Here is a 14,363-nt window from a genome sequence, read left to right on the forward strand (position 1 = left end):
ATGAGGAGTTGGCGTGAGCGCAATTAATTTTCTGACTAAACTGAATTATCAACGGAACTATAATAGTTCGAAAAGCCCTAAAATCTCAGCTCACAATGAAGATGCGGTCAATCGTCAATTTGAGAGCGATAGAGGGCGTATCATCAATTCAGCAGCAATTCGTCGTTTACAGCAAAAAACGCAAGTTTTTCCATTAGAACAAAATGCCGCTGTACGTAGCCGTTTGACTCATTCATTAGAAGTACAGCAAGTTGGGCGTTATATCAGCAAAACCGTTTTACATGAACTAAAAAAGAAAAATTTGTTAGAGAAATATGGTTTAGAGGAACGTTGTGATGCTTTTGAAAGCCTCGTGGAAATGTCATGTTTGATGCATGATATTGGTAATCCGCCTTTTGGGCACTTTGGTGAAGCGGCAATCCAAAGTTGGTTTAGCCAGCTTCTTGCTCCTCAATATCAATTCACTCCTGAATCTCCAGATCCTTGCAGGATTGCGGCAATGCGTTTGACAGGGGATGAGCGACTCGACCTATTCCGTCGGCAATTAAAACAGGATTTGTGCTCTTTCGAAGGGAATGCACAAGGAATACGCATGGTTCATCGCTTGCTGAAATTGAACCTGACTTATGCTCAGGTTGGGGCAATTCTGAAGTATACCCGTGGTGCTTATGATCTCGAGCCTATTCCTGAACAGTTTGATTATTTAATGAAAAAGCCCGGTTATTACTGGTCTGAGTTACATTTTATTAATGAACTAAGCCAAAAGCTTGATATGGAGAAATATTGCCGTTTTCCTCTTTCTTATATCATGGAAGCCGCTGATGATATCTCTTACTGTATTGCTGATTTAGATGATGCGGCGGAAAAAGGTATTTTTACCGTTGAGCAATTAATTGATTATTTACAAGCAGAGTGGGGAACGGTCAAAAAAGGTGACTTATTTGATGAAACAATCATGAGTGCTTTTAATAATATCAGTGATAATCATACGAGACGTATTCAGCAAGACCAATTCTTTATGTATTTACGCGTCAATATTACTAGCAAACTGGCTCGTTACAGTGCTCAGCGTTTTATTCAAAACCTCCCTGAAATCTATGCAGGGCGTTTTAATAGTGCGTTACTCGAAGATAAAAGCCCAGAACATCGGCTACTAAAGGTTTTGAAAACGGTGGCATTCAAGCATGTTTTCAGCCACCACGAGGTGGAAGAGCTTGAGCTGCAAGGTTATCGTATTATCGGCGGGCTGCTAGATTTTTACCGTCCATTATTGATGCTAGATAGAAACGATTTCGCCTCATTAGTTGAAAATAACTACCATAAACAATTTTTTATCGAGACGCGTTTATTTCATAAGCTCTCTAATAAACATCGATTGTCATACAGCGAAGCGATTGAAGGCATCTGCGCAACCAATGAAGTAGAAAGATCGATCCTTGAATTTTACTACCGAGCGCGGTTAATTCAGGATTATATCAGTGGAATGACTGATCATTATGCCTATGAAGAGTACCGTAAAAGTACGGTGTCTAATTGAATGTTTATTTATGCGCCATAAGCGGATTTTCGGCGGAAAATGCAGCGATTTATTTAGAAATAAGTTGATAAAAAAGAACAAAATAATAAAAAAATATACGTTAAGTGAAAAAGTGATAACTCATCTTGGCAAAAAAACTGCTATTATAGGCGTAATGCCGATCAGTTAAGAACTAAATAATGAGTTGAACGATCCTACAGTTCTGCAAAAATCCGTAATCATTCCAAAAATTACGGATTTTTTTATGTTACTTAGCCAAGCACTCGAGACTGTTCAGGCTTTCTCTCCAACAGAATTTACAGCCCTTTCGGACCTCCTTTCCGCTGAACTTATTGATGAATGTCTCGTGGATGCTGGGGTTGTTACGATAAGAAAACGCCGTCTTCCGATGGAAATGATGGTATGGGCTGTAACAGGAATGTCCCTTTTTCGTTCTCTTTCCATGGCGCAACTCGTTTCTCATTTAGACATTGTTTTACCAGGTAACCGGCCTTTCGTTGCACCAAGTGCCGTTGTTCAGGCACGTCAACGGCTAGGGGAAGATGCAGTCCGTAAAGTATTTGAGAAAACAAGTCAGCTCTGGCTTGATAAACTGCCATTATCACACTGGAACGGATTAACCCTAATGGCTGTCGATGGCACATTATGGCGTACACCAGATACCCCTGAAAATGATGCCGTATTTGGGCGAACAGCCAATGAACACTCACGTTCTGATTGGCCGCAACTTCGCATGGTTTGCCAGATGGAGATCACAAGCCATCTGATTTCGGGCGCACATTTTGGTAGCGTTTCCGAGGTGAGCGAAATTGGCCTTGCTGCCAAATTGACAGAGCAAACCCCGGATAGTTCTCTGACCATTTTTGATAAAGGATTTTATGCTCTGGGGTTACTTCACCATTGGCAGTCCTCTGGCGTAGAGAAACACTGGATGCTCCCATTACGTAAAGGCTCACAGTACCTAGTCGTAGAGAAACTCGGCTCCGGAGATGAGTTAGTTGAATTACGTCTATCCCCTCAAGCACGCAAAAAATGGACTAACGCTCCAATGATATTGAGAGCTCGATTGATAACAAAAGACGTGAATGGGAAGAGGGTTCAGATATTAACATCAATGAGTGATCCACTTCGATACCCCAACGCCGATATTGTCGACCTGTATGGGCATCGTTGGGAAATAGAACATGGCTTCAGAGAAATGAAGCAGCATATGTTGAATAATGAACTCACATTGAGGAGCAAAAAGCCCGTCTTAGTAAATCAAGAGTTATGGGGAATGGTACTCGCGTATAACTTACTGCGGTTTATGATGGCTCAGATGGCATACAGCTTGAAAGATACAGAGCCCTATCAGATGGGATTTAAACAAACTGCGATATACCTGAGTGCCCAACTGAGCCTGCTTCCCGCGGTTGCTCCGGGAAACATACCAAAATTCATTAATGGGATATTGGCAATGGCTAGAAGTTTTGTTCTACCGAGTCGACGACAAAGGCATTACCCTAGGGCGGTAAAGAAAAAGCCGCAACGATACCCGTTACGGCGATATTAATGACTTAACTGACAAGCATTACTATTATAGGCGCGCTTTTTACTTCACATCTAACATGCGAGTAAATAGCGCTTTTTTGAAACAGAGAAAGCAAACAAAATTATCTTCTAAAACTTAACGCCTCGTAGTGACGAATTATGGCCCAATTTTACTCGCCAAACCGCCGTACCACCCAACGCCGTCAAGTAACGGTTACAATTGATAGTTTAGATGCTTCAGGCCAAGGCGTTGCGCGCTCTGATGGCAAAGCTATTTTTGTTGCGGGGGTGCTACCTGGGGAACAGGCTCAGGTCGAACTGGTTGAGGAAAAAAGTCGCTTTGCAAAGGGCAAAGTCATTAAACGATTCAATACCAGTCCACAACGCGTTAAGCCGCAATGCCGTTATTTCAATCAATGTGGTGGCTGCCAGCAGCAACATGTTGATATTTCATTACAAAGAGAAAGCAAAGCACAAGCATTGCAACACTTGATCGCGCGTGAAACAGGCGTAATAAAAGAAGCGAAGCCGATTATTTTTGGTGAGCCTTATGGTTATCGTCGTCGGGCGCGTCTAGGGCTGCAATACCATAACAAAAGTCAGCATCTTTTGATGGGATTCCGTCAAACTCAATCGAATACACTGGTAGACATCAAACAGTGTCCAGTGTTACATCATGATCTTGATCAGCTGCTCCAACCGTTATCTGACTGTTTAAATCAGTTAAAAGTAGCTCCAAAACTTGGCCATGTTGAACTGATCCGTGCGGATAATAGCCTGATCGTGTTACTTCGCCATCTTGCCCCCTTAGTATCTTCAGATAAACAACAGCTTAAGCATTTTGAAAGCGTGTATGGGGTCTCTGTTTGGTTAGCAGGGGAGGATCATCACTTACAGCCACTGAGTGAAACCGCCGTTTTACCTGAATATCAAGTGGCTGGAGAAACCTTGCAGTTTAGCCCATTAAACTTTATACAAGTTAATGGTGAAATTAACCAAAAAATGGTTACCCAAGCTCTTGAATGGCTTGAGCTGAGCCCTCATGATCGTGTTTTAGACTTATTTTGCGGTATGGGAAATTTTACCTTACCAATAGCGAGGCAGGTAAAATCAGTTGTTGGGGTTGAAGGTGTCGAAAATTTAGTCAAACAAGCTCAGAATAATGCTGAGCGCAATTTAATTGCTAATGCGACCTTCTATAATGAAAACTTAGAGGCGCAAATCCATACACAACCATGGGCAACTGAAGGGTTTAATAAAGTGCTTTTAGACCCTGCTCGAGCAGGGGCCGCTGGTGTAATGGAACATTTAGTTAAACTGATGCCCGAAAAAATTGTCTATGTTTCTTGTAACCCCACCACTTTGGCGCGGGATAGCAAAGTTTTGCTTGAGGCTGGATATCAGTTAATACAATTGCGGATGTTGGATATGTTTCCACATACCAGCCATCTGGAATCAATGGCGCTATTTATCAATAGCCCAGAGGGTTAACAGGTAGGGAGAATATATGGTTGCTGTAAGAAGTGCACATCTTACCCCAGCAGGTGAGTTTGCCCCTGAAAAATGGGTAAGCGGACTGGGGCTAAATAATCCACAATCAGAACAAAAGCTCATCCATACCTGGCAGTATTGTCATGATAAATTAGCAGGGCAAGAAATAGCCGCTTTATTGCTATGGCGTGGGATTGAAATGACGGAAATTCTGTCAACGCTGAGCATGGATATTGGCAGTCTACAAGCGGCATTACTATTCCCATTAGTTGAAGAGAATCAGCTAGATGAACAAGCTGTCATCGATGATTTCGGTAAATCGATTTATGAGCTTGTTAAAGGCGTCTTGGAAATGGATGCGATCCGTCAATTAAAAGCAACTCAATCAGCGGAAACGAGCTCTGTTCAAGTCGATAACGTTCGTCGTATGCTTTTATCGATGGTGGAAGATTTTCGCTGCGTTGTCATCAAACTTGCAGAAAGGATTGCACATTTACGAGAAGTTAAAGATGCAACCGAAGATGAGCGCGTACTGGCAGCAAAAGAGTGTTCAAATATTTATGCGCCATTAGCCAATCGCTTAGGAATTGGTCAGTTAAAATGGGAATTAGAAGACTTCTGCTTTCGTTATCTGCACCCAGAAGAATACAAAAAAATTGCGAATCTATTGCATGAACGCCGTATCGACCGCGAAGACTACATTGATAATTTTGTGAGTGTTTTGCGTAAAAAAATGCTGAAAGAAAATATTCAAGCAGAAATTTATGGGCGTCCTAAGCATATTTACAGCATTTGGCGCAAAATGAAGAAAAAATCGCTGGCATTTGATGAATTGTTCGATGTCAGAGCTGTACGTATTGTGGTGGAACGTCTTCAGGATTGCTATGCGGCATTAGGAATTGTTCATACCCATTTCCGTCATCTACCTGATGAATTTGATGATTATGTTGCCAACCCCAAACCAAATGGTTACCAATCCATTCATACAGTGGTGTTAGGGCCGAATGGAAAAACGCTGGAAATACAAATCCGGACTCGACAAATGCATGAAGATGCAGAGTTGGGGGTAGCCGCACACTGGAAATATAAAGAGGGTGCGACTGGTATAGGCAAAGGTAGCAGTTATGAAAACCGTATTGCGTGGTTACGTAAACTGATCGCATGGCAAGAAGAAATGGCTGATTCAGGTGAAATGCTTGATGAAGTGCGTAGCCAAGTCTTTGATGACCGTGTCTATGTGTTTACGCCTAAAGGTGATGTGGTTGATTTGCCTGCCGGCTCAACACCGCTTGATTTTGCCTACCATATTCATAGTGATGTTGGACACCGCTGTATTGGCGCTAAAATTGGTGGCCGTATTGTGCCGTTTAGCTATCAATTACAGATGGGCGATCAAATTGAAATTATTACCCAAAAACATCCAAACCCAAGTCGTGATTGGCTGAATCCTAACTTAGGTTATGTCACAACGAGTCGTGGTCGCGCCAAAATTCATAATTGGTTCCGTAAGCAAGATCGTGACAAAAATATCCTAGCGGGACGTCAAATTCTTGATAACGAATTGGCGCATCTTGATATCAGTATCAAAGAAGCCGAAAAATTGCTGATTACGCGCTATAACGTTCATTCCCTTGATGAAGTCCTTGCCGGTATTGGTGGCGGTGATATTCGTATCAACCAGTTAGTCAACTTCTTACAAAGTAAATTTAAGAAGACCACAGCCGAAGAAGCTGATCGTGAAGCACTAAAAACACTGGAAAGTAAAACGGCAGCACCACGTCCAACATCTCAAACTAACAGTAGTGGACGAGTTGTGGTCGAAGGGGTTGGTAACCTTATGCACCATATTGCGCGTTGCTGCCAGCCAATTCCCGGTGATGATATTGTCGGCTTTATCACTAAGGGAAGAGGGATCTCAATCCATAGTGTTGATTGTGAACAGCTTGCTGAGTTACAGAGTCATGCACCAGAACGTTTAGTTGACGCGGTCTGGGGAGAAAACTACTCCAGTGGCTATTCGCTAGTCGTACGTGTTGTCGCTAACGATAGAAGTGGATTATTGCGTGATATCACTACCATTTTAGCGAATGAAAAAGTGAATGTACTCGGCGTGAGCAGCCGTAGTGATGTTAAGCAGCAGTTAGCCACGATTGATATGACGATTGAGATATACAATCTGCAAGTCTTAGCGAGAGTGTTAGCGAAACTCAATCAACTACCAGATGTGATTGAAGCCAAACGCCATTCACAATAATAGGTTTTAGTGAATAACCCAAGATCCCATGTTATCCTTTGATTCATGGGATTTTTTATATTTAAAGGTCAAAAAATATGAGTTCAAGCACACCACAAATTGAACGTTTACTGGATATCATGGCAAAACTGCGTGATCCGCAAACAGGTTGTCCATGGGACACTCAGCAAACGTTTAAAACCATCGCACCGTATACGCTAGAAGAGACATATGAGGTGATTGATGCCATTGAACGCGAAGATTTTAACGACTTAAAAGGGGAATTAGGCGATCTGCTCTTTCAAGTGGTGTTTTATGCACAGATGGCTAAAGAGCAATCACGATTTGATTTTGATGATATTTGCCAAGCAGTTAGTGATAAGCTAGAACGGCGCCATCCACATATTTTTGACGCCGAAAACCACCCTGATAGTGATGCTGCACTGGCTGGATGGGAAAAACGTAAGTCTGCTGAACGCGCACAAAAGGCGCAATTTTCGGTGCTTGATGATATTCCAAGCGCATTACCTGCATTAATGAAAGCGTATAAAATACAAAAACGTTGCGCGTCGGTCGGTTTTGATTGGGATACACTCGGTCCTGTGGTCGATAAAGTGCGTGAAGAGTTGGATGAAGTGATGGAAGAGGCCACTCAAGTGGTTGTTGATGAACAGCGCCTAGAAGAAGAAATTGGCGATTTACTGTTTGCTACTGTGAATTTATCTCGCCACCTAGGCCATAAGCCCGAAATGGCGCTAAACAAGGCCTGCCAGAAATTTGAAAAGCGTTTTCGCCAAATTGAGTCACGCCTTGCACTAGAAGGTAAAACCACAGAAACCGCAACGCTTGAGGAGATGGAACAGCATTGGCAGCAAATTAAGCTCGCGGAATAACTGTTGTTTGTAATTTCATACCAACAAAATATTCAGTGTGCATATCTTCGTTGTGATGCAAAGCGATAAGTGATTATCAGGGTTTCCGTAAAAGTATAACGAGTTTGACTGACTTAGCTGTCGTAGAAAATGAACGTAAAATAACGGAGGCGATTGCCTCACTGCAAATTACTCATGTTTTTGTCGCTCATCGCCCAGAAAGGATAAAATCGGCAGATAAGGTTTTTAATCTGCGATTAAATCGCTGGGTGTCACCGTATGATTGATTATCTTGTTGGGAAAATCATCACTGCGGTAAAGCACACCGCTGTTAACCTATAATGTGTGCTTAATACATGTCAGATTGCCGCTCTTTTATCCGCATCATACAAAAAATTTCACCTAATTTAATAAAACCATCTTAGTTCTCGCTAGTTTTGCTGAAAGGATTTAGCTTTTGCGAAAAATATGCTAGCCTTAGAAGGTGTTTCTATGGGGAGACATGGAATTGAAGAGAGATGAAGTGTTAAGAGTGGCATGATAACGCAAATTTGCTAACCTAAAATAGGTATATGATGAGTGAACTCACATTGCTATTTTACTTTAAGGAAAACTGTTTTTAAGCGGCCGTATCTTGAAGACTAGGGTAAGCAAAGTCACTTAATAGGTTAAACAGCTTGAGTCTCGCACTGTTGCTGTTTGCATGTTAATCAACCTTGTTTGGGGCTAGAAAATATTTTTTATTTTAACTAGCTGATATTAATGGAATATAGAGGAAAGTTAACCTTATTATGCTTAGAACATTTGTAGCGAAATTAAGGTTCGGGTATACTGTTTTCCCGTCCTGTTATATCCATCATCTTTTAAACCTAAACTTTCAGGTTCAGCATGAAAACTAATTATATTTTTGTGACCGGCGGGGTCGTATCCTCTCTGGGTAAAGGCATTGCCGCAGCCTCTTTGGCGGCTATACTCGAAGCCCGTGGACTCAATGTCACCATTATGAAACTGGATCCGTACATCAACGTTGATCCTGGTACAATGAGCCCAACCCAACACGGGGAAGTTTTCGTAACAGAAGACGGCGCTGAAACTGACTTGGATTTAGGTCATTATGAGCGTTTTATCCGTACCAAAATGACACGCCGTAATAACTTTACGACTGGCCGTGTTTATTCAGAAGTACTACGCAAAGAGCGTCGTGGCGACTATCTAGGCGCAACTATCCAAGTCATCCCTCATATCACTAATGAAATCAAAGACCGCATTATCCGTGGTGGTGAAGGTCATGATGTTGTTCTCGTTGAAGTCGGCGGAACGGTTGGTGATATCGAATCTCTACCATTCTTAGAAGCGATTCGCCAAATGGCGGCTGAAGTTGGTCGTGAGCGCACTTTATATCTACATTTGACGCTAGTGCCCTATCTGGCAGCAGCAGGCGAAGTTAAAACGAAACCGACTCAGCACTCAGTAAAAGAGCTGCTCTCTATCGGTATTCAGCCTGACGTATTGATTTGTCGTTCAGACCGCGTTATTCCTGCGAATGAGCGTGCGAAAATTGCTTTGTTCTGTAATGTTCCTGAAAAAGCCGTTATTTCACTGAAAGATGTTGATTCTATCTATAAAATCCCTGGTATGTTGAAATCACAAGGCTTGGATGAGTACATCTGCCGACGTTTCAACTTGGATTGCCGCGAAGCGAATCTTTCTGAATGGGAACAAGTCATTTATGAAGAAGCTAATCCTACTGGTGAAGTTACCATCGGTATGGTTGGTAAATATGTAGAATTACCCGACGCTTATAAATCCGTGATTGAAGCGTTGAAACACGGTGGTTTAAAAAATCGCCTCACCGTCAATATTAAACTGATTGATTCTCAAGATGTAGAAACACGTGGCGTTGAACTGTTAAAAGGCTTAGATGCAATTCTCGTTCCTGGTGGATTTGGTGAACGTGGCATTGAAGGTAAAATTATGACAGCGCGCTATGCACGTGAAAACAAAGTGCCTTATTTAGGTATTTGTTTGGGAATGCAGGTTGCTTTAATTGAGTTTGCACGTAATGTTGCCAACATGGAAGGGGCGAACTCAACTGAGTTTGATGCGGAGTGTAAATATCCGGTTGTTGCGTTAATTACTGAATGGCGTGACGAAAATGGTAATCTAGAGGTGCGTTCTGAAGAGAGCGATCTTGGTGGCACGATGCGTGTAGGTGGTCAACCATGCCACTTAGTGAAAGACAGCTTAGTTCGTGACATGTATGGCGAAGATACAATTATTGAACGTCATCGTCATCGTTATGAAGTGAATAATATGCTGCTAAAACGCATTGAAGATGCTGGTTTAAAAGTTGCAGGTCGTTCAGTGGATAATAAACTGGTTGAAATTATTGAAAATCCAAACCACCCATGGTTTGTAGCATGCCAGTTCCACCCTGAATTCACTTCAACACCAAGAGATGGTCACCCATTGTTTGAAGGTTTTGTTAAAGCCGCTGGTAGCTACCAGAAAGGTGAGTTGAAATAAGATATGGCGGGATAGGTCAATGGCCTATCTCCCACAATTTAACTTGTACTGAGGAAAACCTAATGTCCAAAATCGTTAAAGTGATCGGTCGTGAAATCATTGATTCTCGTGGTAACCCAACTGTAGAAGCTGAAGTTCATTTAGAAGGTGGCTTTGTTGGTTTAGCTGCTGCGCCATCAGGTGCATCTACAGGTTCTCGTGAAGCACTGGAGCTGCGTGATGGTGATAAATCACGTTTTCTGGGTAAAGGTGTTTTGAAAGCAGTTGCGGCAGTGAATGGTCCAATTGCAGAAGCGCTGATCGGTCAAAATGCGAAAGACCAAGCAGCTATCGATAAGATCATGATTGATCTGGATGGCACTGATAACAAATCTAAATTTGGTGCAAACGCGATTCTGGCTGTGTCTTTAGCTAACGCAAAAGCAGCCGCTGCGGCAAAAGGTATGCCTCTTTACGAGCATATTTCTGACCTGAACGGTACTCACGGTCAATATTCAATGCCTCTGCCAATGATGAACATCATCAATGGTGGTGAGCACGCTGATAATAACGTTGATATTCAAGAATTCATGATCCAGCCTGTTGGCGCTCCTACGCTGAAAGAAGCTGTTCGTATGGGTTCTGAAATTTTCCATCACTTAGCTAAAGTACTGAAGTCTAAAGGTATGAATACAGCTGTGGGTGATGAAGGTGGCTATGCACCAAACTTAGAATCTAACGCTGCTGCTTTGGCTGCGATTAAAGAAGCAGTTGAACAAGCTGGTTATGTTTTAGGTAAAGATGTTACTCTGGCTATGGACTGTGCGGCTTCTGAGTTCTACAACAAAGAAACAGGTAACTACGAATTGAAAGGTGAAGGTAAAACCTTTACTTCACAAGAATTCACTCATTACCTAGAAGGTCTGACCAAAGAATACCCAATCGTTTCTATCGAAGATGGGTTGAACGAATCCGACTGGGATGGTTTTGCATACCAAACTAAGGTACTTGGTGACAAAATCCAATTGGTTGGTGACGATTTGTTCGTTACAAATACCAAGATCCTGAAAGAAGGTATTGAGAAAGGCATTGCTAACTCTATCTTGATTAAATTCAACCAGATCGGTTCTTTGACTGAAACTCTGGCTGCAATTAAAATGGCGAAAGATGCGGGTTACACTGCTGTTATCTCTCACCGCTCAGGTGAAACTGAAGATGCAACCATTGCTGACCTAGCAGTTGGTACCGCAGCGGGTCAAATTAAAACAGGTTCTATGAGCCGTTCTGACCGTGTTGCTAAATACAACCAACTGATCCGTATTGAAGAAGCTCTGGGTGAGCGTGCGCCATTCAATGGTTTAAAAGAAGTTAAAGGCCAAGCGTAATTAGATATTAGGCTCAGTCATTAAAGAAAACGGGAGGCTCAGGCTTCCCGTTTTTTTATTCAATATATTGAATCGTTGTAGGGATTCCGCTTATCTGTCGATAAAAGCGATAATTTTTTATGTATCAAATGAAAAAATAGCTAAATTGCGCGTTTCAGATCTCAATTTTTGATTATCCACATTTTCATTCCATTCAATTAACTCTATATTTCCTCCACTGTAAATAAATATTAACAAGAGCTTGATGTGTTACCGCACTGATGAGCCAATGGAGTTAACATGGATGCTTCTGAATCCCTAAAACCTTCTGTGGGGCCAACCCCGTCCAATGTTAGGGGCTGGGTGATTTTAGCTATTGATATCGTATTGCTAATTTTACTTTTAAAGTATTTGCCTTTTGATGATAAAGCAAATGCAGGCCTAGCAATGATGGTATTTATTGGTGTGCTTTGGTTAACTGAAGCTATACACGTGACTATCACTGCATTATGTATTCCAATTCTAGCGGTAGGGCTAGGGTTAATGAACACTGGGGATGCGTTGAAATCCTTCGCTAACCCAATCATTTTTCTATTCTTCGGTGGCTTTGCTTTGGCAACGGCTTTGCATATTCAAGGTCTAGATAGACTGATTGCTAACCGTTTGTTGATGATTGCCCGTGGGCGCTTATCTGTTGCGGTGGTGCTATTGTTCGGTGTTACTGCATTACTTTCGATGTGGATTAGTAACACTGCGACTGCGGCGATGATGTTACCACTTGTATTAGGTATTCTCTCTAATTTAGATGTTCGCCATGAACGTAATACATTCGTGTTTGTGTTACTCGGCGTTGCTTATAGTGCCAGTATTGGTGGGTTAGGGACTATTGTTGGTAGTCCTCCAAACGCAATCGCTGCATCTGCACTTGGTTTAGACTTTTTATCATGGATGAAATATGGTATTCCGATCATGGTTGTATTACTGCCTATGATGTTTGTGCTGATGTTTATGATGTTACGACCAAATCTGAAGCACCGCTTTGAATTAGAACTTGAGCATGTAAAGTGGAATGGTAAACGTATCACTGCCATGATCATTTTCTTAATTGCGGTTGTTTGCTGGATTACGAGTACGTTTATTAGTGATGCGTTAGGTGGTGTTAAAGACTTGGACACCATTATTGCTGTAAGTGCAGCAATTCTAATTGGGATTACTGGTGTTGCTAGCTGGGCTCAAATTCAGAAAAATACTGAGTGGGGTGTACTGATGCTGTTCGGTGGTGGTTTAACACTGAGCGCGATTTTAAGTTCATCTGGAGCAAGTAAGATAATGGCTGACTGGATGCAAATGACATTTGGTCAAAGCCACTGGTTTGTTATTATTTTAGCGGTGACTACATTCATCATTATTTTAACAGAATTTACCAGTAATACGGCGAGTGCGGCGCTATTAGTTCCGATTTTTGCCACAGTCGCTGAAGCATTAGGCATGCCTCCAATGGTATTAACGATGATCATTGGTATTGGTGCATCTTGTGCCTTTATGTTACCTGTTGCAACACCTCCGAACGCTATTGTCTTTGGTTCTGGTTATATTAGACAGATAGAAATGGTCCGTGTTGGCGCGGTATTGAACGTAGCTTGTATCATTGTGATCTCACTGTTTGCTTGGTTCTTCTGGTTATAATGACCCAATAGTGAGTTCAAGATTAAATTTTTATCCCCTAGCGGCCTCAAATGAGGCCGCTAGTGTTTAATAAGGCGTGTATTTTATTCTTTTAATAGTGACTTTAAAAATTGGCACTTTGTCCGACTAAGGTTTGTTGGTTACTACCTAAACGTAATTGCCCCGTGATAGCCAACTGATTCTCACCTTGTAATGAAAAATTCATCGCTTCAATTAACCCATTAATATCAATTTTATTTTGTGGACACATAAAACTGTCTTTACATTGATACCGATGACTTTCGAGCAAAATTGAACGCCCCATAAGTTTGGCATTTTCACTTAATTCAAAGTGACTTCCCTCACTATGCAAAGTTGTTGAACGGTATTTAGCACCTGAATGGAGTAAACCTTCACTAATAGACAAGGATGCATTGCCTGAACTACTGAGATAGTTTTGAACTGCTGAGGTAATATTGACTGCATTTTGTAGTTTGATACGATCAGCAAACACATTAATTTTAGATAACTGTATAGGCACAGCCTGCTGCTGGCTGATGATGACTTGGCTACCTGGAGATACAGAGAATTTTAATTGCTTATAATCCTCAAGGGGTTTAGGGATAAGTTTATCTTGGTCTGTTTTATCTTTAATAAATTGCCTTTCGAAGTTACCTGCTATCAATGAAAGACTAGAAATGTTACTTGCGGAGCCATTATGCCAAGTGATGCCATTAGGATTAGCAATCACAAGGTTGGCCGTTTTACCTTTAATCGCAATAACGCCTTGGATATTGGTCGCTTCACTTCCTGTCACTTCCGCAAGGATCATTTTAGCGGCCTTACCATCAAGAGTGCGATTATCTTGAATATCATTATTAAAAACTAAACCATGTTCATTAGAAGAGAGTGTTTCGAAACTATTGAATGAAATATGGTTTTTAAGCGGGGCGGCAATATTGATCGTTTTAGCTTGGTTGATATCAAGAGTAGAAGCCGATAAGTGAGTATGGACAAACAATAATACAAATGATGATATTTGGACGGTTAATAATTTCATTGAGTGAAGCTCCTTGCAGTGAAAGATCCCTTTTACTGTTTGGTAGTATAGCTCCGTTTAACTCTTTCAGTTTGGCTAAAAAATAGAATGATCTGTTAAAAAATAA

At 41.6% G+C, this 14,363-nt stretch carries 9 protein-coding genes; 8 read left to right on the forward strand and 1 reads right to left on the reverse strand.

The genetic code is table 11. The features are described 5' to 3' along the window. The first annotated feature begins 13 nt into the window (after positions 1 to 13). From dgt to M1F03_RS05785, 8 genes are all read left to right on the forward strand, one after another. The gene (dgt, locus tag M1F03_RS05750) at positions 14 to 1,537 is read left to right on the forward strand and encodes a dGTPase (protein ID WP_163860832.1); all 1,524 of its coding nucleotides are present in this window, start codon (positions 14 to 16) and stop codon (positions 1,535 to 1,537) included. A gap of 244 nt (positions 1,538 to 1,781) precedes the next feature. Further along, on the forward strand, positions 1,782 to 3,089 hold the full coding sequence (locus tag M1F03_RS05755) for an IS4 family transposase (protein WP_251465252.1): 1,308 nt from the start codon (positions 1,782 to 1,784) through the stop codon (positions 3,087 to 3,089). A 137-nt stretch (positions 3,090 to 3,226) separates the two neighbouring features. Next, the gene (rlmD, locus tag M1F03_RS05760; RefSeq protein WP_251463766.1) at positions 3,227 to 4,558 is read left to right on the forward strand and encodes a 23S rRNA (uracil(1939)-C(5))-methyltransferase RlmD; all 1,332 of its coding nucleotides are present in this window, start codon (positions 3,227 to 3,229) and stop codon (positions 4,556 to 4,558) included. 16 nt (positions 4,559 to 4,574) lie between these two features. Continuing rightward, entirely contained in the window at positions 4,575 to 6,812 is a 2,238-nt protein-coding gene (relA, locus tag M1F03_RS05765; RefSeq protein WP_154623404.1) for a GTP diphosphokinase, read from the forward strand. Between the two features lie 77 nt (positions 6,813 to 6,889). Further along, on the forward strand, positions 6,890 to 7,684 hold the full coding sequence (mazG, locus tag M1F03_RS05770; protein WP_154623403.1) for a nucleoside triphosphate pyrophosphohydrolase: 795 nt from the start codon (positions 6,890 to 6,892) through the stop codon (positions 7,682 to 7,684). Between the two features lie 867 nt (positions 7,685 to 8,551). Then, positions 8,552 to 10,189, forward strand: coding sequence for a glutamine hydrolyzing CTP synthase (pyrG, locus tag M1F03_RS05775; protein ID WP_154623401.1), 1,638 nt, complete (start codon positions 8,552 to 8,554; stop codon positions 10,187 to 10,189). Positions 10,190 to 10,251: 62 nt separating this feature from the next. Continuing rightward, entirely contained in the window at positions 10,252 to 11,553 is a 1,302-nt protein-coding gene (gene eno, locus M1F03_RS05780) for a phosphopyruvate hydratase (protein ID WP_154623400.1), read from the forward strand. A gap of 279 nt (positions 11,554 to 11,832) precedes the next feature. Beyond that, entirely contained in the window at positions 11,833 to 13,218 is a 1,386-nt protein-coding gene (locus tag M1F03_RS05785) for an SLC13 family permease (protein ID WP_154623399.1), read from the forward strand. A 103-nt stretch (positions 13,219 to 13,321) separates the two neighbouring features. On the opposite strand, the gene M1F03_RS05790 is transcribed toward M1F03_RS05785, so the two are convergent. Then, the gene (locus M1F03_RS05790; protein WP_247046959.1) at positions 13,322 to 14,257 is read right to left on the reverse strand and encodes a filamentous hemagglutinin N-terminal domain-containing protein; all 936 of its coding nucleotides are present in this window, start codon (positions 14,255 to 14,257) and stop codon (positions 13,322 to 13,324) included. Positions 14,258 to 14,363 lie beyond the last annotated feature (106 nt).

It is taken from the genome of Providencia sp. PROV080, assembly GCF_033688105.1.
Taxonomy (GTDB): Bacteria; Pseudomonadota; Gammaproteobacteria; order Enterobacterales; family Enterobacteriaceae; genus Providencia; species Providencia zhejiangensis.

Bases quoted from the DNA above. Each gene is read 5' to 3' on its own strand.
- M1F03_RS05755 (WP_251465252.1), top strand. From the start codon at position 1,782: ATGTTACTTAGCCAAGCACTCGAGACTGTTCAGGCTTTCTCTCCAACA.
- rlmD (WP_251463766.1), top strand. From the start codon at position 3,227: ATGGCCCAATTTTACTCGCCAAACCGCCGTACCACCCAACGCCGTCAA.
- relA (WP_154623404.1), top strand. From the start codon at position 4,575: ATGGTTGCTGTAAGAAGTGCACATCTTACCCCAGCAGGTGAGTTTGCC.
- mazG (WP_154623403.1), top strand. From the start codon at position 6,890: ATGAGTTCAAGCACACCACAAATTGAACGTTTACTGGATATCATGGCA.
- pyrG (WP_154623401.1), top strand. From the start codon at position 8,552: ATGAAAACTAATTATATTTTTGTGACCGGCGGGGTCGTATCCTCTCTG.
- eno (WP_154623400.1), top strand. From the start codon at position 10,252: ATGTCCAAAATCGTTAAAGTGATCGGTCGTGAAATCATTGATTCTCGT.
- M1F03_RS05785 (WP_154623399.1), top strand. From the start codon at position 11,833: ATGGATGCTTCTGAATCCCTAAAACCTTCTGTGGGGCCAACCCCGTCC.
- M1F03_RS05790 (WP_247046959.1), bottom strand. From the start codon at position 14,257: ATGAAATTATTAACCGTCCAAATATCATCATTTGTATTATTGTTTGTC.